This is a genomic window from Vibrio sp. B181a, from assembly GCF_030248375.1.
Taxonomy (GTDB): Bacteria; Pseudomonadota; Gammaproteobacteria; order Enterobacterales; family Vibrionaceae; genus Vibrio; species Vibrio campbellii.
Genome location: NZ_JAHGAD010000011.1, coordinates 99,194 through 116,699 on the forward strand (window position 1 = coordinate 99,194; position 17,506 = coordinate 116,699).

General features: G+C 47.2%; 21 protein-coding genes. 14 read left to right on the plus strand and 7 right to left on the minus strand.

Annotation, left to right across the window (positions count from 1 at the left end):
• Positions 1–113: 113 nt before the first annotated feature.
• The 5 genes from KIO97_RS06080 to KIO97_RS06100 all read right to left on the minus strand — a co-directional run bounded on the left by KIO97_RS06080 (position 114) and on the right by KIO97_RS06100 (position 4,894).
• Positions 114–983, minus strand: a complete 870-nt coding sequence (locus KIO97_RS06080; RefSeq protein WP_005432770.1) for a phosphoribulokinase — start codon at positions 981–983, stop codon at positions 114–116.
• A 124-nt stretch (positions 984–1,107) separates the two neighbouring features.
• Positions 1,108–1,320 (minus strand): YheU family protein, encoded by a 213-nt coding sequence (locus KIO97_RS06085; protein ID WP_005432763.1) that lies wholly within the window; start codon positions 1,318–1,320, stop codon positions 1,108–1,110.
• Between the two features lie 70 nt (positions 1,321–1,390).
• Positions 1,391–2,398, minus strand: coding sequence for a hydrolase (locus KIO97_RS06090; protein ID WP_045370245.1), 1,008 nt, complete (start codon positions 2,396–2,398; stop codon positions 1,391–1,393).
• Positions 2,399–2,498: 100 nt separating this feature from the next.
• Positions 2,499–2,978: a TIGR02444 family protein gene (locus KIO97_RS06095; RefSeq protein WP_005432772.1), complete on the minus strand. Its 480-nt coding sequence runs from the start codon at positions 2,976–2,978 to the stop codon at positions 2,499–2,501.
• Positions 2,975–4,894, minus strand: a complete 1,920-nt coding sequence (locus KIO97_RS06100; protein ID WP_005432758.1) for an ABC transporter ATP-binding protein — start codon at positions 4,892–4,894, stop codon at positions 2,975–2,977. The genes KIO97_RS06095 and KIO97_RS06100 overlap by 4 nt, the downstream gene beginning before the upstream one ends.
• 177 nt (positions 4,895–5,071) lie before the next feature.
• On the opposite strand from KIO97_RS06100, the gene kefG reads away from it, so the two are divergent.
• The 5 genes from kefG to KIO97_RS06125 all read left to right on the plus strand — a co-directional run bounded on the left by kefG (position 5,072) and on the right by KIO97_RS06125 (position 9,375).
• On the plus strand, positions 5,072–5,659 hold the full coding sequence (gene kefG / locus KIO97_RS06105) for a glutathione-regulated potassium-efflux system ancillary protein KefG (protein ID WP_005432767.1): 588 nt from the start codon (positions 5,072–5,074) through the stop codon (positions 5,657–5,659).
• Positions 5,643–7,439: a glutathione-regulated potassium-efflux system protein KefB gene (gene kefB, locus KIO97_RS06110; protein WP_228906229.1), complete on the plus strand. Its 1,797-nt coding sequence runs from the start codon at positions 5,643–5,645 to the stop codon at positions 7,437–7,439. Before kefG ends, kefB begins: the two co-directional genes overlap by 17 nt.
• A 35-nt stretch (positions 7,440–7,474) precedes the next feature.
• Positions 7,475–7,675, plus strand: coding sequence for a YheV family putative zinc ribbon protein (locus KIO97_RS06115; RefSeq protein WP_005432753.1), 201 nt, complete (start codon positions 7,475–7,477; stop codon positions 7,673–7,675).
• An 88-nt stretch (positions 7,676–7,763) separates the two neighbouring features.
• A complete protein-coding gene (slyD, locus tag KIO97_RS06120) occupies positions 7,764–8,303 on the plus strand; it encodes a peptidylprolyl isomerase (RefSeq protein WP_285381485.1) in 540 nt (179 codons plus the stop codon).
• Between the two features lie 130 nt (positions 8,304–8,433).
• Positions 8,434–9,375: an isoaspartyl peptidase/L-asparaginase family protein gene (locus KIO97_RS06125; RefSeq protein WP_285381487.1), complete on the plus strand. Its 942-nt coding sequence runs from the start codon at positions 8,434–8,436 to the stop codon at positions 9,373–9,375.
• 94 nt (positions 9,376–9,469) lie between these two features.
• On the opposite strand, the gene KIO97_RS06130 is transcribed toward KIO97_RS06125, so the two are convergent.
• Together KIO97_RS06130 and KIO97_RS06135 are read right to left on the minus strand one after the other, a co-directional pair.
• A complete protein-coding gene (locus tag KIO97_RS06130; RefSeq protein WP_005381455.1) occupies positions 9,470–9,697 on the minus strand; it encodes a SlyX family protein in 228 nt (75 codons plus the stop codon).
• The gene (locus KIO97_RS06135) at positions 9,694–10,680 is read right to left on the minus strand and encodes a WD40 repeat domain-containing protein (RefSeq protein ID WP_285381503.1); all 987 of its coding nucleotides are present in this window, start codon (positions 10,678–10,680) and stop codon (positions 9,694–9,696) included. Before KIO97_RS06135 ends, KIO97_RS06130 begins: the two co-directional genes overlap by 4 nt.
• A 128-nt stretch (positions 10,681–10,808) precedes the next feature.
• Between KIO97_RS06135 and fkpA the strand changes: the two genes are divergently transcribed.
• From fkpA to KIO97_RS06180, 9 genes are all read left to right on the plus strand, one after another.
• Positions 10,809–11,591, plus strand: a complete 783-nt coding sequence (gene fkpA / locus KIO97_RS06140; RefSeq protein ID WP_050911061.1) for an FKBP-type peptidyl-prolyl cis-trans isomerase — start codon at positions 10,809–10,811, stop codon at positions 11,589–11,591.
• A gap of 144 nt (positions 11,592–11,735) precedes the next feature.
• The gene (locus KIO97_RS06145; RefSeq protein WP_005438378.1) at positions 11,736–12,452 is read left to right on the plus strand and encodes a transcriptional regulator; all 717 of its coding nucleotides are present in this window, start codon (positions 11,736–11,738) and stop codon (positions 12,450–12,452) included.
• Between the two features lie 2 nt (positions 12,453–12,454).
• Positions 12,455–12,850 carry a sulfurtransferase complex subunit TusD gene (gene tusD / locus KIO97_RS06150; RefSeq protein WP_005532205.1) on the plus strand — a complete coding sequence of 132 codons (396 nt, stop codon included), beginning with the start codon at positions 12,455–12,457 and terminating at the stop codon, positions 12,848–12,850.
• A complete protein-coding gene (tusC, locus tag KIO97_RS06155; protein ID WP_285381490.1) occupies positions 12,847–13,203 on the plus strand; it encodes a sulfurtransferase complex subunit TusC in 357 nt (118 codons plus the stop codon). Before tusD ends, tusC begins: the two co-directional genes overlap by 4 nt.
• A gap of 7 nt (positions 13,204–13,210) precedes the next feature.
• Complete coding sequence (gene tusB / locus KIO97_RS06160; protein WP_012126451.1) at positions 13,211–13,486, plus strand: sulfurtransferase complex subunit TusB; 276 nt, start codon at positions 13,211–13,213, stop codon at positions 13,484–13,486.
• 178 nt (positions 13,487–13,664) lie between these two features.
• The gene (gene rpsL, locus KIO97_RS06165; RefSeq protein WP_004399892.1) at positions 13,665–14,039 is read left to right on the plus strand and encodes a 30S ribosomal protein S12; all 375 of its coding nucleotides are present in this window, start codon (positions 13,665–13,667) and stop codon (positions 14,037–14,039) included.
• A 100-nt stretch (positions 14,040–14,139) separates the two neighbouring features.
• Positions 14,140–14,610, plus strand: coding sequence for a 30S ribosomal protein S7 (gene rpsG / locus KIO97_RS06170; protein ID WP_005438390.1), 471 nt, complete (start codon positions 14,140–14,142; stop codon positions 14,608–14,610).
• Between the two features lie 138 nt (positions 14,611–14,748).
• Positions 14,749–16,848: an elongation factor G gene (gene fusA / locus KIO97_RS06175; RefSeq protein ID WP_005532212.1), complete on the plus strand. Its 2,100-nt coding sequence runs from the start codon at positions 14,749–14,751 to the stop codon at positions 16,846–16,848.
• Positions 16,849–17,003: 155 nt separating this feature from the next.
• On the plus strand, positions 17,004–17,506 hold a 503-nt coding region (locus KIO97_RS06180; protein WP_285381501.1), incomplete at its 3' end, for a GTP-binding protein.

Consider the following 17,506-nt stretch of genomic DNA (forward strand, 5'->3'; position numbering starts at 1 on the left):
ATCCTTTTTCGGAAACGATTTCTTGATTTTAATCGTGCCATGATTGAGATTTTGTAAGCAAAACTGTGCACATGATCACGGTATGAAAAGTAAACACTCAATTAACGAGGTTTTTAGCCAATTTTCCCAGTTTCGATGAGTTGCTGCAGAATCGGCCTCACTATGAGCTCCATTGCAAAGCTCATCTTACCGCCTGGAACCACAATGGTGTTATGGCGAGACATGAATGAGCCATCAATCATCGCCAGCAAATACGGGAAGTCGACATTCTTGATACCGCGTAGGCGGATCACCACGAAGCTTTCATCCAAACTAGGGATGCCTTTGGCGTTAAGTGGGTTGGAAGTATCAACGGTCGGTACACGCTGGAAGTTGATATGTGTGCGAGAAAATTGCGGGGTAATGTAGTTCAGATAATCGTCCATCGAGCGCACGATCGAATCCATTACCGCTTCTCTTGAGTGGCCACGATCGCGCGTGTCACGAACGAACTTTTGAATCCATTCCAAGTTCACGATTGGCACCATGCCAATCAGAAAATCAACGTGACGCGCCACATTAACATCGCCATCCACCACGCCACCGTGTAAACCTTCGTAGAACAGTACATCGCTGTTTTCAGGCAGATCTTGCCAAGGTGTAAAGGTGCCCGGCATTTGGTTGTATGGAACGGCTTCATCAAAGGTGTGCAGATAGCGGCGCACGCTACCAGTGCCATCTTCACCAAACTGACGAAAGAACTCTTCTAGGCCCGGAAAGTCATTGGCTTGTGGCCCAAAGTAGCTGATGTGTTTGCCTTGCTCACGCGCTTTACGGATTTCGACATCCATCTCTGGACGTGTAAAACGGTGGAAGCTGTCACCTTCAACCCACGCTGGTTTGACGTTCATCATATTGAACATCTTGCGGAAGGCTTCAGAAGTGGTGGTAGTACCGGCACCGGACGAACCAGTAACCGCAATGATTGGGTGTTTCGCTGACATGACAAACCTTGTCGAAAATTACTTACCTGTAAAGTGCAGCACGCGTATGCTGCACGGTCGATAACCCACTATAGCACGTAACAAGCCCTTGTCATCGAGTGGGATACGGTAAAATGTGAAGGGTCTAAAACTTTGCTTTTAGTTGGATATCAACCGTTTCATGAAGCTCAGAAAATACGATGACCGCTTCGCCTTTCTCTAATTGGGATTTGACCTGATCGATTTTACTCTGCAGTGAAACTTCAACTGAGCCGTAGTCGGTGCCTTCACGAAGAACGAATTCGCGGATCAGGTTTTCTAGTGTCTCTGGCGCAATGTCTTGCCATGGAATGATCATAAATACCTCAAACTTTTATGATGTTTAAGCGCGCCTCTTAGGTTATGGATGTCTCGCGCGCTCAGGTAGTTTACTGTGTTCGCGGCACGGATACAGCAGAAAGGTACTCAGCGGCGATACTTTCGTAGTAAGCCGGCAGTGCTTCTTCTAGCCAGAACTTCGGCTTTAATGCGCTACCTGTTAGGAAGCCTACGTGACCACCATGTTCGTAAAGTCGGTAATCGATGTTGTCTGGCAATACGAATTTCGGGATCACTTCTTCGGTCATAAAGGGATCGTCTTTGGCGTGGATGATCAAGGTTGGCAAGGTGATCTGCTGCAGCTTGCTTAAGCCTGAACATTGATCGTAATAATCTTGCGCGTCCTTAAAGCCATGCAGAGGCGCGGTGATCAAGTCATCAAACTCATACAAGCGAGTGACGCGTTTGATCGAGTTGTACGACAGGGCTAACTCTCCGTGGATCAAATCGTGCTTCTGTAACGCATTGCGCTTGAGTGAGGAGAGCAAGTAACGTCGGTAAACTTTCGAGAAGCCTTGCTCAATACGATTTGCACATGCTGCCAAGTCCAGTGGTGCAGAGACAATGGTCGCGGCACTTAAGATGGGATCGTCTTTGTACTCAGCCAAGTAGTTCGCCAACATGTTACCGCCAAGGGAAATGCCGACCGCAACTTTAGGGTTGTTAGGGAATTGCTGATTGAGCTGCTCAAGAAAGAAGCGAGCATCCGTTACTTCGCCGGAGTGATAAGCGCGGGCTTTTTTGTTTGGCTTCCCGCTGCACCCACGAAAGTGCATCATCACTGACAGCCAACCCGATTTAGAGAAGGCATTCATCAAACCATTCGCATACGGGCTATAGAAGCAGCCTTCCAAGCCATGAAAGAGGACGAAGATTGGTTTATTGTGAGCGGCTTCAGAATCTGGCTGCTGTGACCAGGCCAAATCAAGGAAGTCACCATCTGGTGTATCGAGTGTTTGCCAAACAGGCGTAAATAACGCTTTCTTGCGGATAAAGCGCGGCAATAGCGTCTGGAGATGCGGGTTCTTAATCCCGGCGGCTGCGAAAAATTGTGTCATACCTAACTGCTCTTATATGGTCCTTCAATGTTCGCCGAAGAACTTATTAATATAATCCTTTACAGCTTTAGTATAGATATTTTACTGGTTTATGACTGATTTATGGATATTGAATGTTTGGAACTGGCATGGAGAATGCCTGTTGTAAATGTTCACCACCCAACTGGCGACAGTATCTCAGCGTCAGTGGTTCGCCGTCATTCTTGACTAATTTGAGTGAGTTGACGCAGTCGACTAGGTCGGACTGTTGCTGTTTTTCGAGCTGCAATTCGAACTGTAATGCTTCGCGATAAAGCGCATCATTAACTTGTGATTTGAGGTGGCGACGAAGTTCACGGTAAGAGTGGAGCAGGGTTTCACTTCGACCAAGACAGCCTTGCACCAAGTGCCAGTCTTGCTCTTGGAAAATTACCTGCTGCTCATCGAGCCATCTGAGCAGCAGTAATAGGTTCACGTTACCGTGATAGTTGTTTTGCAATGATAGGCACGCTTCCTTCACTTCTCGCACACCATAAAATTGCAGACTGAACTGCCAAAGGTGTTCTAGGGTGAGAGTGTATTCTGCGTGCTCGTTTGTCATTGATTAAACTCTAGTTCCATCTGCTCAAGTGTTTCTTGGGCAGACATCCATTCCATTTCTACTTCTTCAAGATCTGCTTTGCTAGAAGCTTGAAGCGCCAACACTTCGTTAAGTTTAGCTTTGTTTTCGGCTTCATACAGAGAGTTATCCGATAACTGTTCTTCTGCTTTCGCCAGTGCTTCGCCTAACTTATCCATTTTGTTTTCCAACTGTGTCAGCGTTTTGCGAATTGGTGCGGTCTGCTTACGAAATTCTGCTTCGCGTCGCTTTTGCTCTTTTTTGGCCGCTGCACTGTTGGCGTTATCTTTCACTGGCTGAGCTGCTTGTGCTTCTTTACGCTCGGCTTTTTGTTGCTCGGTCAACCACTTGTAGTAATCGTTCAAGTCACCGTCGAATGGTGCGACTTGGCGATCGTGCACAAGGTACAAATCATCTGTTGTTGCACGCAATAGGTAGCGGTCGTGCGAAACAATCACCATGGCACCTTCGAATGTTTGCAGTGCCATGGTCAATGCTTGGCGCATGTCCAAATCTAAGTGGTTGGTCGGTTCATCGAGTAGCAACAGGTTCGGTTTCTGCCACACAATTAATGCCAATACCAAACGTGCTTTCTCACCACCAGAAAACGGTGCAACTTTCTCAAGCGCTTTATCACCTTGGAAACCAAAGCTACCTAGGTAATCACGTAGTTGCTGCTCGGTTTGATCCGGCGCGATTTGCATCATGTGCTGAAGCGGTGTTTCTTCTGGGTGCAGTGTTTCTAGTTGGTGCTGAGCGAAGTAACCGATCTTCACGCCTTGCGAGTAAGTTAGATCGCCGCCTTGCGCTTTTAGCTCACCAGACAGCAATTTGATCAAGGTTGATTTACCTGCGCCGTTACGACCAAGTAGGCCAATACGGCTACCCGGCACTAGGTTAAGGCGGATCTTCTCTAGGATCAGGTTGTCACCGTAGCCTGCTGATACTTCATCCATCATCATGATTGGGTTTGGTAGCGCTGCAGGATCGCGGAACTGGAAACTAAATGGGTTATCGAACTGCGCTGGCAGTACCTTCTCCATACGCTCCAGCGCTTTAATACGGCTTTGTGCTTGGCGCGCTTTTGATGCTTTGTAACGGAAGCGGTCAATGTAGCTTTGCATGTGCGACATCTGTTTCTGTTGCTTCTCGAACATCGCCTGTTGAAGCACCATCTTTTGTGCGCGTTGGTTTTCGAATGACGAGTAGTTACCCGTGTATTCGTTCAACTGCTGGTTCTCGATGTGAATGATGCGACCAACGATCGGGTCCAAGAAGTCACGGTCGTGCGAGATCAGAATCAGCGTACCAGGGTAGTTTTGTAGCCAGCGCTCTAGCCACATTACCGCGTCCAAATCCAAGTGGTTGGTTGGTTCGTCGAGTAACAGTAGATCAGAACGACACAATAGCGCTTGAGCCAAGTTAAGGCGCATACGCCAACCACCCGAGAACTGAGTTAGGTTCCAGCTCATTTGCTCTTGGCTAAAGCCCAGACCATCAAGCAGCTCGGCAGCACGTGCGCGAATGCTGTAACCGCCAATGGTTTCAATCTTGCCGTGGATCTCCGCAACTAAGGTGCCGTTGTCTTTCTCTTCGGCGACAGCCAGTTGAGCTTCAAGATCGCGGAACTCACGATCACCATCAATCACGTATTCCAGTGCACTACGGTCGAGTGCTGGCGTTTCCTGTGCAACCCAAGCCAATTCCCAATGTTGAGGTTGGCTAAATGAGCCTGCATCAATCGACAGTTCATCTTTTAGTAGGGCAAACAGAGTTGATTTACCACAGCCGTTTTTACCAACCAGACCCACTTTGTCACCCGGGTGAATGGTTGCAGATGCTTGGTCTAAAAGAGGTTTACCGCCACGCAGTAACTGAATATCAGAGAAGGTAATCATAGAGTTTTAATTCACTTTGCGCAGTGCGCGTTTCTTGGTCGTTGATCTCGCGGTGAATAGTAGGGGTATTGGCGGGAAAAGTCGATCTCTGCGCTTTAATTGCATTATGCTATACAAAAAAGTATAACAAACTGATAACGATAATTTTCCCTGAGAAATCAACACAAGGACGACCATTTGGCTGTTGCTACGCCCATTCCTCCGAGGGTTCTGGTTATTTATGCTCACCCAGAACCGCAAAACTCCATTGCCAACCAAGTGATGATTAAAAAAATCGAATCACTGGGTCATGTCACCGTGCACGATCTTTATGGCGCGTACCCTGATTTCTTTATTGATGTGAACTACGAACACGATCTGCTGATGACGCACGATGTGATCGTTTTTCATCATCCCCTCTATATGTATTCCTGTCCCGCACTGTTGAAAGAATGGATGGACCGTGTGTTGGGCAAAGGCTTTGCGTTCGGTGATGGTAGCGCATTAGCGGGTAAGTACTGGCGCAGTGTAATCACTACTGGCGGTAAAGAGGATGCGTTCAGCCCGATGGGGTACAACAAATACCCGTTGGAACAAATCCTCCAGCCGTTCGAACTGACCGCAGCTTTGTGTCAAATGCATTGGATTGAGCCTTTAGTGCTGTACTGGTCGCGTAATGTATCGGATATCGAACGTTATCAGCATGCTGAACAATATCGTCAATGGCTGAACAACCCCCTTAGAGAGTGGGATGAGCAAGGAGGTCGACATGGCGATAACCAGTGAGTTTCTTCAAAGTAGTGTGGTATTCCTTTCTGCTGCCGTTATTGCGGTGCCGATTGCCCAGCGGCTGGGGCTGGGGTCTGTGCTTGGCTACCTGATTGCAGGTGTTCTAATTGGTCCTTGGGGGCTGGGGTTAATCAGTGATGTGGATGCGATTCTGCACTTTGCCGAACTCGGGGTGGTGTTGCTGCTGTTCTTAATTGGTTTGGAACTGAACCCTAAAAAGTTATGGCAGATGCGCGGACCCATCCTCGGTCTGGGTGGCGCCCAAGTTATTGTCACCACGGCGGTGATAGGCAGCATTGTCAGCCTGTTTGGATTGAGCATGCAAGTGAGCTTAGTGATCGGTATGGGCTTGGCACTCTCGTCCACCGCGATTGCACTAAAAGTGATCGAAGAGCAGGGGCAAGCCGGCACGGAAACCGGACAATCTGGTTTTGCTGTGTTGCTATTCCAAGATATTGCCGTCATCCCGATGCTTGCCATGTTGCCATTACTTGCTGGTGGGCAAGGTGGTGGCGATTGGTTAGATGCTATTTGGGTGTTAGGCAGTGTGGCTGCGTTATTAGTTGGCGGTCATTTCCTCTTACGTCCTCTGTTCCGTTTTGTGGTGATGAGTGGTGTGCGAGAACTCTTCACCGTTGCCGCCCTCTTAGTCGTACTTGGCATTTCTGTTGCGATGCAAAAGCTGGGATTGTCGATGGCACTCGGTACTTTCTTAGCAGGTGTGTTACTGGCAGAAAGTGAATACCGTCATGAACTAGAAATCGCGATTGAACCGTTTAAAGGTCTGCTACTTGGCTTGTTCTTTATTGCTGTGGGTATGGCAGTGAACTTGGGCTTATTAGCACTTCAGCCGTTTGCGATCATTAGTGCCGTGATTGCCCTTGTTGTAGTCAAAGGTTTGGTGCTGTATGTCTTGGCTCGCACTGCTCGAGTTCGTGCGAAGTCGCGCAGTCGTATGGCGGCGATTTTGAGCCAAGGTGGTGAGTTTGCGTTTGTGATTTTCACTGCGGCAAGCCAAGAAGGTATCTTAACCAAAGAACAAGTTGCTTTCTTGTTGGTGGTGGTGAGCTTGTCGATGGTGACCACGCCGCTGTTGCTCATGGGGCAGAAGAAGTGGTTTGCGCACACACTTAACCAAGAAGAAGAGAGCGTGACGACCAATGTGGTGGATCGTCGACCACGAGTGATCATCGCGGGCTTTGGTCGTTTTGGTCAGATTGTCGGCCGCTTGATGTACGCCAATAAGATCAAAGTAACAGTACTAGAAAGTGACGCGAGCCAAATCCACTTGCTGCGTAAATACGGTTATAAGGTGTTTTATGGTGATGCGACTCAGATTGATTTGTTACGTGCCGCGGGGGCAGATAAAGCAGAAGCTTTAGTGATCTGTACCGACTCACCAGATGAGGTGATGGCGATTGTCGACATTTGCCGTGCGCACTTTCCGAAGTTGAAGATCCTTGCCCGTGCTCGCAGCCGCGTAGAAGCCTACCAGTTAATGAACCACGGCGTGCAGAATTACTCGCGTGAAACCTTTTTGGGTGCTTTAGATCTAGGTCGCCAAGCGCTCGTAGAATTAGGCATGCACCCGTATCAAGCAAAGCGGGCAGAAGCACATTTTCGCAAGCTAGATAATGCTATGCTCAAAGACTTATTGCCTCAGCACAATGAGGACAAAGAACTTGCTCAACGCTCGAAAGAAGCACGTAAAGAACTAGAAGAAATCTTCGGTCGTGAAATGGAAAGCGACCAACAGTCGCCAAATCATTGGAAGTAGTACCCGCGCAGCATCAAGCGGGAAAAGGAACAAAAGTGAAAGCCAAGAAACGTTTTATCGCGGGTGCAAGCTGCCCGCAATGCAGTCAGCAAGATACTCTACGCTGGTGGATTGATAACAACATTGAGCTGGTTGAGTGTGTCGACTGCGATTATACCGAGCAGCGTAAACCGCAATCTGTAGAAAAAAATAAACACTCAGAACAAGAAATGATCGGGATTTTTAAGCCTGAGTAATTGAACTTCGTTAATTGATCCCCATAATACTATCATCTCGGTACTTAACCCCATTCTGGTTAGGTCAATTAATCTCCCTGGAGTTAGTATGAAAATTGAAAAGAACGTTGTTGCAAGCCTTGCATACAAAGTAATGTTGGAAGACGGTGTTGTTGTTGATCAATCAACTTCTGAAGCACCTCTTGATTACCTTCACGGTCACAACAACCTAATCACTGGTCTTGAGAAAGAACTAGAAGGTAAAGTGGCTGGCGACAAGTTCTCAGTAACAGTAGCTCCTGAAGATGCGTACGGCGACCACAACGATGCACTAGTGCAACGTGTTCCTGCAGACGTATTCCAAGGCGTTGACCAAATCGAAGTTGGCATGCGTTTCCTAGCAGATACTGACCAAGGTCCAATCCCTGTAGAAGTAACTGAAGTAGACGGCGACGAAGTTGTTGTAGACGGTAACCACATGCTAGCTGGCCAAACACTAACTTTCGAAGTAGAAGTTATGGCTACTCGTGAAGCGACAGCTGAAGAGATCGAACACGGTCACATCCACCAGGGTGGTGGCTGTTGTGGCGGTCACGACCACGATCACGAAGGCGGCTGCTGTGGTGGCGGCGGTTGCGGTTCTCACTAATCGCACGCTCTTCACTAGATAACGCTATCTAGCAAAGCTTTAAAAAGCGCAAGTTGAGGTTTCAACTTGCGCTTTTTGTTTATCTGGGGTGTAGTGCCAACCATACAAGGAATAACAGTTGGACAAAGCGATGACGAAACCTTTCTCGATTGCCATTCATGGCGGTGCAGGCACTATCTTACGTGAACAGATGAGTGATGAACTGCAACAATCCATCTTGGCGGATTTAGAAGCTGCGGTAAAAGCGGGGCATCAAATCCTAGCAACAGGCGGTGAAGCCTTAGATGCGGTCGTGGCGGCAGTGAAAGTGTTGGAAGACTCTCCCAATTTTAATGCGGGTAAAGGCTCTGTGCTGACCCATAACGAGATGGTCGAAATGGACGCTTCTTTGATGGATGGTCGACACCAAGCCGCAGGAGCAGTCGCTGGAGTTCGTCATATCAGAAACCCAATTGAACTCGCTCGTGACGTAATGCAAAACAGCAACCATGTATTGTTGATGGGTGAGGGCGCAGAAAAGTTTGCTTTTGAACAAGGTCATGAGTACACCGAGCAAGATTACTTCTTTACTGATCGCCGTTATGAGCAGTTGCTGTCTATGCGTGAGAAAGGATTGTTTGCTCTGTCGGAATCTCGTTACCCAGATGACCGTAAGCACGGCACGGTTGGTGCGGTGGCATTGGACCAACAAGGCAACTTAGCCGCTGCGACCAGTACTGGTGGCGTGACCAACAAGAAATACGGACGAGTGGGAGACTCCGCTCTGATTGGGTGTGGCACCGTGGCAGAGAATGGTGTTGTTGCGGTTTCCACTACGGGTGTTGGTGAGTTCTTTATTCGTAAACGTGTTGCCGAAGACGTTGCAGCACGCATGCGTTATTTGCAAGAAAACGTCCACACGGCTTGTGAACATATTATCCAAGGTGAACTTAAAGAGATGGGCGGAGAGGGCGGTCTAATCGCTATCGATGCACAAGGTGAGTTGCACTTTGCGATGAACAGTTCTGGCATGTACCGAGCTGGCATCAATACGCAAGGTGAGTTGAGCGTGAAAATCTACGCAGACGAATAGTTTCCTCCCCCTCATTCCTAAGCTGCATTTTGAAGTAGCTAATACAACAAAGCCCAGAACTCGTTCTGGGCTTTATGCAATTTGTACCTGCACTTTAATAATGCGGTGGTGGTGTTTCTTCCGATGGATCGGCTAAATTCGACGAGTCCATATTTTTCACTTTACCTACCACATATTTCATCTGATCGAGCATCTTGGTAATTTGCAGTTGCTGCTGCGACAAGGCGCCGTTCAGATCTTCAATAGTCTGTTCTTGGAACGCAAGCTGACATTCTAAGTCATTAATGCGTGCTTCCAATTGCTGAATGATTTTCTCTGTCATGATTCGTTCTCTAGCTGCCAAGCTTGGGCAATGCCCGCAGAAGTGGCAGTAATTACACGTTGCTTGGAATCAAAGGCTGCATCATACACGACCGCACGGGGAGGGCGAGTATCTTTTTTCGGCTCAACTTCAAATCCATCCACGCGTTTGCCTGTTTGGGTATTCCACACCATCACACGACCGGAAGGTGTGCCAGTTACTAACCAGTTGCCATCATCGGAGAAGCGCGCCGTCGAGAAGATTAACTGACGAGACCAACTGCTCAGTTGCGTGACTTCTTCGCCAGTCTCTAAATTCCAGATGATGGCTTGGTTGCCACCGTCTGAGGTCATGGCCAGTTTTCCATCTCTCTGCAAGGCGACTCGAACAACGCGCTGGTCGTGTTCAAAGGTACGCAATACTAGCCCGGTTTCGGTATCCCACAGATACGCTTTGTAGTCGTTGCCACCAGTTAGAGCGAAGCGACCGTTGGGCGAGATAGCGACAGAATTGACTTTTTCTTGGTGCGCAAGGAACTCTAGCCGACGACCAGTGACTAAGTTGACGTGAATCGCTTTACCGTTGGACAGTCCAAGTAACACCTGTTCACCGTTACTGGTGATATCAACGTCTCGAATCAGCGCGTCATCGATAGACCAAAGTCCTTCGGCTTGAGTCCACCCGAGATCCCACACAGCGAAGTTCATTTGGCTAGCTGTGACTGCATAACGACCATTGTCCGAAATGCGAATATGGGAGACAACATTGGCAGCTTGATCGAGTTCACCCAGCTTTGCGAGTTGTTTGTTTTGCTCCAAATCCCAAAGAACCAATTGGTGCTCTTTGGAGTACAGCAGCGCAAATCGACCATCTCGGCTGAGCGCAAAGCTGGTGGAACCTTGTGGTTCGAGTGACCAACGTTGAACATCGCGATCGGTAAAAAAGCATCCATTTAACGTGGTGATGACAATTAAATATAGGAATAAATGAGAAATTCTTTGCATCACATCTAATAATCCGGTTTGTGTCTTAAGACATATAGCTAGTATATTGGTATAACGATTGTCTTCACTAGTCTCATAGAAGATTTGTGCACAACAACCAGTGGCTAAGCCATTATTGGGAGAATTTAATGAAATCAGTTTTAAAAGTGTCGCTACTTGCTGCAACAGTAATGCTAGCGGTAGGTTGTCAAAAAGAAGAAACAAAACCAGAAGCAGCACCTCAAGCAGAGCAAGTTCAAGCAGAAACTGGTAAAGCAGTTCACTTTAAAACAGACGATGACAAAGCGGCTTACGCGATCGGTGTTTCATTTGCTAACTACCTAAGCACTAGCATTGAAAAACCAAGCGAGATTGGCATCGACCTAAACAAAGACCTGGTTCTTAAAGGTATTGAAGACGTATTCAAAGGCAACGCAGCGCTTAACGAAGAAGAAACTCGTGCCGCTCTAGAATCTCTAGACAAGCGTGTTGCTGAAACAATGCAAAAGCAAGCGGCTGAGAAAGCAGCTGAAGCGAAGAAAGCTGGCGATGATTTCCGTGCTGAATTCGAGAAGCAAGAAGGCGTAGTGAAGACAGAATCTGGTCTTCTATACCAAGTAGAGACTCCAGCTGAAGGTGAGAAGCCAAAAGATACTGACACAGTTCAAGTACACTACAAAGGTACTCTGATCGATGGTACTCAGTTCGACAGTTCTTACGATCGTGGCGAACCAGCAACGTTCCCACTAAACCGCGTAATCCCAGGTTGGACTGAAGGTGTTCAGCTAATGCCTGTAGGTTCTAAGTTCAAATTCGTTATCCCGCCAGAGCTAGCATACGGTGACCAAGACACACCAAGCATCCCTGCTAACTCAACGCTAGTATTCGAAGTTGAGCTACTGAAAATTGAGAGCGACAACGCTGCTCAATAATTATCCTTAGCGATAACTCAATGAAAAAAGGTCCGTTTTACGGGCCTTTTTTGTTCTAGGTCACTAGTTGGTGAGTTTGCTAGGTTGCCTTTCAAATTTTCTGATAAACTTACACCAATTTGTTGATTTTTCGCTCGAAGGCTTATGACAACTACAGAAACAATAAATGCGGAAATGTTGCTCGAAATGGAATCTGTCAACGTGATGCCATTTACCGAGCACGATAAAATCATCTTGAGATCTTACGAAGCGGTCGTTGACGGCATTGCCAGTCTTATCGGTCCGTTCTGTGAGATCGTTCTTCACTCACTGGAAGACCTCAATACCTCTGCAATCAAAATCGCTAACGGTGAGAACACCGGTCGTCAGGTAGGTTCTCCTATCACTGACTTAGCACTTAAGATGCTGAAAGACATCGAAGGTTCTGAGCGTAACTTCTCACGTTCGTATTTCACCCGCGCAAAAGGCGGCGTATTAATGAAGTCGATCACCGTTGCGATTCGTAACGGCGAAAACCGCGTGATTGGTTTGCTTTGTATCAACGTCAACCTTGATGCGCCTTTCTCTCAAGTGCTGCAATCTTTCATGCCAACGCAAGAAGCGAAAGAAGCGGCGTCATCCGTTAACTTCGCAAGTGATGTTGAAGAACTCGTAGACCAAACGGTTGAGCGCACGATTGAAGAGATCAACGCCGATAAATCGGTATCGAACAACACCAAAAACCGTCAGATCGTCATGGAGCTGTACGACAAAGGTATCTTCGATATCAAAGACGCCATCAACCGCGTAGCAGATCGGCTGAACATCTCTAAGCACACCGTTTACCTATACATTCGTCAGCGTAAAACTGAGGACGAATAAGCGTGAGTGGATTAACTTACACACTGGTCGTGAATGGTCCGGTTTACGGCAGTCAATCGGCACGCAGCGCATATCAATTCGCACAAGCGGTCATTGAACAAGGGCATACTCTGGTGAGTGTGTTCTTTTACCAAGATGGCGTCACTAATGGTACGGCTTTGAGCGTGCCTGCCAACGACGAGTTTGACCTAACCAAAGCTTGGCAATCACTCGCACAACAACACGATATTCGTTTGGAAACCTGCGTTGCAGCAGCTTTACGTCGCGGCATCGTCAGCGAAGATGAAGCGAATCAACATGGTCTTGAGCAGAACAACCTAGCTACAGGATTCGAGCAAGCCGGTTTGGGAAGCTTAGCCGAAGCCATGTTAACCCAAGATAGAGTGGTGCAGTTTTGAGTCAGCTAACTTACCTATTTCGTAGCGCGCCTCATGGTAGCAATGCAGGACGTGAAGGTGTGGATGCGCTGCTAGCGGCATCTGCGTACTGTGAGGACATCACCGCCCTATTTGTTGGTGATGGTGTTTACCAATTGCTGCTTGGGCAAGAGCCTAATGGCATCTTAAGCAAAGACTACGCACCAATGCTCAAGCTGTTCGACTTGTACGATATTGAGCAAGTATTTGTTTGTGCCGATTCGCTTGCCGAGCGTGGCTTGGCTCAAGCCGATTTAGTCATTGATGCAGAGGCTCTAAATACTGAGCAACTAAAAGTTAAACTGCAACAAGCGGGCAAACTGCTGTCATTCTGAGGAAGCCATGTTACATATCATCAAATCCGTAGCTGCATTAGACGATGCAATGGCACTGTACAGTGAGCAAGATGATGTCTTGTTGATTGAAGATGCCGTGTACGCTGCGAACCCTCAGCATAAGGCGTTCAGCAAGGTAAAAGGTCCATCAGTGTATGCGCTGCAAAGCGATATTGAAGCCCGTGGCATGAGCAATCGCATCAGCCCATCTATTGAAGTGGTTGGCTATACTGGCTTTGTTGAACTAACAGCAAAACAAGCCAAATCTCTGACTTGGGATTAACCCTTCTTTCCTGTCGATTGAGCTTTACGGATTAATTGTCCTAATTGAACAAAAAAGATCCGTATATTTCTTGACACACCTCTCACTGCTGCATAGAATTTTGCGTCCCTAACTGCCAACCGCTGTTAGGGATAGATTTTTCACAAAGCTTACTTTCAAGTAAATCAGGAGCTAGTTAATGGCAACTATTAACCAGTTGGTACGTAAGCCACGTGCAAAGCAAGTTGTTAAAAGCAACGTGCCTGCACTAGAAGCGTGCCCACAAAAACGTGGTGTATGTACTCGTGTTTACACTACTACACCTAAAAAACCTAACTCAGCACTTCGTAAAGTTTGTCGTGTACGTCTGACAAACGGCTTCGAAGTTACATCGTACATCGGCGGTGAAGGTCACAACCTTCAAGAGCACAGTGTTGTACTAATCCGTGGCGGTCGTGTAAAAGACCTTCCGGGTGTACGTTACCACACTGTTCGCGGTGCACTTGACTGTGCTGGCGTTAACGACCGTAAACAAGGTCGTTCTAAGTACGGTGTGAAGCGTCCTAAGTCTTAATGGATTCCGTTAAGTAAGGCCAAACACTAAATTATTTTTAATTTTTTGAAAAAACTGAAAAGTTTTGGATAAAACCTGAAGAAGACAACGGAGAAAATCCATGCCACGTCGTCGCGTCATTGGTCAGCGTAAGATCCTTCCAGATCCAAAGTTCAAATCTGAACTGCTGGCAAAATTCGTTAACATCCTAATGGTTGACGGTAAAAAATCTACTGCAGAAAAAATCGTTTACACTGCACTAGATTCTATGGCTGAAAAGTCTGGTAAAGACCACTTAGCTATTTTTGAAGAAGCTCTTGAAAATGTTCGCCCAGCGGTAGAAGTTAAATCTCGCCGTGTAGGTGGTTCAACTTACCAAGTACCTGTAGAAGTACGTCCGGTTCGCCGTAACGCACTTGCTATGCGTTGGTTGGTTGAAGCTGCGCGTAAGCGTGGTGAAAAATCTATGGCTCAACGCCTAGCTGCTGAAATGCTAGACGCGTCTGAGAACAAAGGTACTGCGGTTAAGAAACGTGAAGACGTTCACCGCATGGCTGACGCAAACAAAGCGTTCGCTCATTACCGTTGGTAATACCTTTTCAGTGCTGCAAGGTTCCTTGCAGCACTTCTTTAGTTCCTATGCCTATGCTAGGAACTATTGCTATATCTAGGGGATAGCATTTTTTAGTTATAGCAATAGTCCCTATCTCTAAGTTAAGAGGATTCAATCGTGGCTCGCAAAACTCCTATTGAGCGCTACCGTAATATTGGTATCGTCGCTCACGTAGACGCAGGTAAAACAACCACAAGTGAACGTATTCTGTTCTACACTGGTCTTTCTCATAAAATCGGTGAAGTTCACGATGGCGCTGCTACCATGGACTGGATGGAGCAGGAGCAAGAGCGTGGTATCACAATCACCTCTGCGGCAACCACTACTTTCTGGCGTGGTATGGATGCACAATTCCAAGACCACCGCATCAACATTATCGATACTCCTGGACACGTTGATTTCACGATCGAAGTAGAGCGTTCACTGCGCGTACTTGATGGTGCCGTTGTTGTGTTCTGTGGTTCATCGGGTGTTGAACCTCAATCTGAAACTGTATGGCGTCAAGCTGACAAGTACCACGTTCCTCGTATGGTATTTGTTAACAAGATGGACCGTGCAGGTGCTGACTTCCTACGCGTTGTTGATCAAATCAAAAACCGTCTTGGTGCGAACCCTGTTCCGATCCAACTTAACGTTGGTGCGGAAGATGACTTCAAGGGTGTTATCGACCTAATCAAGATGAAGATGATCAACTGGAGTGAAGCTGACCAAGGTACAACCTTCACTTACGAAGAGATTCCTGCAGACATGCAAGAGCTTGCTGAAGAGTGGCACAACAACCTAGTTGAGTCAGCGGCAGAAGCTAGCGAAGAGCTAATGGACAAATATCTTGAAGAAGGCGAACTAACGGAAGCTGAAATCAAGCAAGCACTGCGTACACGCACACTAAATAACGAAATCGTACTGGCCACTTGTGGTAGTGCTTTCAAGAACAAAGGTGTTCAAGCGGTACTCGATGCAGTGGTTGAATTCTTGCCATCACCAATCGACGTTCCAGCGATTAAAGGTGTGGATGACAACGAGAAAGAAGTTGAGCGTCATGCAGATGACAACGAACCGTTCTCAGCATTAGCATTCAAGATCGCAACTGACCCATTCGTAGGCACGCTGACCTTTATGCGTGTTTACTCTGGTGTGGTGAACTCTGGCGACGCAGTCTACAACTCTGTGAAGCAAAAGAAAGAGCGCTTTGGTCGTATCGTACAGATGCACTCAAACAAGCGTGACGAAATTAAAGAAGTTCGCGCGGGCGATATTGCAGCAGCAATCGGCCTTAAGGACGTGACAACAGGCGATACGCTATGTGACCAGAACCACAAAGTGATTCTGGAACGTATGGAGTTCCCTGATCCAGTAATTCAGATCGCGGTAGAGCCTCGCTCTGTTGCCGATCAAGAGAAGATGGGTATTGCACTAGGTAAACTAGCGGCAGAAGATCCATCATTCCGCGTAGAAACGGACGACGAAACAGGTCAGACACTGATCTCTGGTATGGGTGAGCTTCACCTAGATATCATCGTTGATCGTATGAAACGTGAATTCAGCGTTGACTGTAATGTTGGTAAACCTCAGGTTGCGTACCGTGAAACAATCCGTGGCAACGCGGAAGTTGAAGGTAAATTTGTACGTCAATCTGGTGGTCGTGGTCAGTATGGTCACGTATGGATCAAACTGGAGCCATCTGAACCTGGCGAAGGTTTTGTCTTTGTTGACGAAATTGTGGGTGGTGTGGTTCCTAAGGAATACATCAGCTCGGTAGCGAAAGGTATCGAAGAGCAAATGAACAGCGGTGTTCTAGCGGGTTATCCTGTACTAGATATTAAAGCAACGTTGTTTGATGGTTCTTACCACGATGTTGACTCTAACGAGATGGCGTTTAAGATCGCTGGCTCGATGGCATTCAAGAAGGGTTCATTAGAAGCACAGCCTGTTCTTCTTGAGCCAATGATGAATGTTGAAGTAACTACTCCTGAAGATTGGATGGGTGATGTTGTTGGTGACCTTAACCGCCGTCGCGGTATGATCGAAGGTATGGACGATGGTGTGGCTGGTATTAAGATCATCCGCGCTCAAGTACCACTATCTGAGATGTTTGGTTACGCAACGGACCTACGTTCTGCAACTCAAGGCCGTGCGTCTTACTCTATGGAGTTTAACGAGTACGCTGAAGTACCGAAAAACTTCGCAGATAAAATCATTGCAGACCGTGGTTACTAATTAAAACGCTTTGAGCTGAAAAAAAGTCCAGCTTTTTTTAAAGATCAATGCGTCCAAATATTGCGCTAACAAGCGTTGGCGCATAAAATAACAATTTCTGGCGCGTCGAGATCAATAATGATCACGGCGAATCATAACTAGGAAGGAACACGATTGTGTCTAAAGAAAAATTTGAACGTGTAAAACCGCACGTAAACGTTGGTACTATCGGCCACGTTGACCACGGTAAAACTACTCTAACTGCAGCTATCTGTACAACACTTGCTAAAGTATACGGCGGTGCTGCTCGTGACTTCGCATCTATCGATAACGCTCCAGAAGAGCGTGAGCGCGGTATCACAATCGCTACTTCTCACGTAGAGTACGACACTCCAACTCGTCACTACGCACACGTAGACTGTCCAGGACACGCGGATTATGTTAAAAACATGATCACTGGTGCTGCACAGATGGACGGTGGTATCCTAGTTGTTGCTGCGACAGATGGTCCAATGCCACAAACTCGTGAGCACATCCTACTAGGCCGTCAGGTTGGTATCCCATACATCATCGTATTCATGAACAAATGTGACATGGTTGACGATGAAGAGCTACTAGAACTAGTAGAAATGGAAGTTCGTGAACTTCTATCTGAGTACGATTTCCCAGGTGATGACCT

What these genes read in the sequence shown, in the direction of transcription:
- KIO97_RS06080 (WP_005432770.1), bottom strand. Translation starts at nt 983, where the DNA reads ATGTCAGCGAAACACCCAATCATTGCGGTTACTGGTTCGTCCGGTGCC.
- KIO97_RS06085 (WP_005432763.1), bottom strand. Translation starts at nt 1,320, where the DNA reads ATGATCATTCCATGGCAAGACATTGCGCCAGAGACACTAGAAAACCTG.
- KIO97_RS06090 (WP_045370245.1), bottom strand. Translation starts at nt 2,398, where the DNA reads ATGACACAATTTTTCGCAGCCGCCGGGATTAAGAACCCGCATCTCCAG.
- KIO97_RS06095 (WP_005432772.1), bottom strand. Translation starts at nt 2,978, where the DNA reads ATGACAAACGAGCACGCAGAATACACTCTCACCCTAGAACACCTTTGG.
- KIO97_RS06100 (WP_005432758.1), bottom strand. Translation starts at nt 4,894, where the DNA reads ATGATTACCTTCTCTGATATTCAGTTACTGCGTGGCGGTAAACCTCTT.
- kefB (WP_228906229.1), top strand. Translation starts at nt 5,643, where the DNA reads ATGGCGATAACCAGTGAGTTTCTTCAAAGTAGTGTGGTATTCCTTTCT.
- slyD (WP_285381485.1), top strand. Translation starts at nt 7,764, where the DNA reads ATGAAAATTGAAAAGAACGTTGTTGCAAGCCTTGCATACAAAGTAATG.
- KIO97_RS06125 (WP_285381487.1), top strand. Translation starts at nt 8,434, where the DNA reads ATGACGAAACCTTTCTCGATTGCCATTCATGGCGGTGCAGGCACTATC.
- KIO97_RS06130 (WP_005381455.1), bottom strand. Translation starts at nt 9,697, where the DNA reads ATGACAGAGAAAATCATTCAGCAATTGGAAGCACGCATTAATGACTTA.
- KIO97_RS06135 (WP_285381503.1), bottom strand. Translation starts at nt 10,680, where the DNA reads ATGCAAAGAATTTCTCATTTATTCCTATATTTAATTGTCATCACCACG.
- fkpA (WP_050911061.1), top strand. Translation starts at nt 10,809, where the DNA reads ATGAAATCAGTTTTAAAAGTGTCGCTACTTGCTGCAACAGTAATGCTA.
- KIO97_RS06145 (WP_005438378.1), top strand. Translation starts at nt 11,736, where the DNA reads ATGACAACTACAGAAACAATAAATGCGGAAATGTTGCTCGAAATGGAA.
- tusB (WP_012126451.1), top strand. Translation starts at nt 13,211, where the DNA reads ATGTTACATATCATCAAATCCGTAGCTGCATTAGACGATGCAATGGCA.
- rpsL (WP_004399892.1), top strand. Translation starts at nt 13,665, where the DNA reads ATGGCAACTATTAACCAGTTGGTACGTAAGCCACGTGCAAAGCAAGTT.
- rpsG (WP_005438390.1), top strand. Translation starts at nt 14,140, where the DNA reads ATGCCACGTCGTCGCGTCATTGGTCAGCGTAAGATCCTTCCAGATCCA.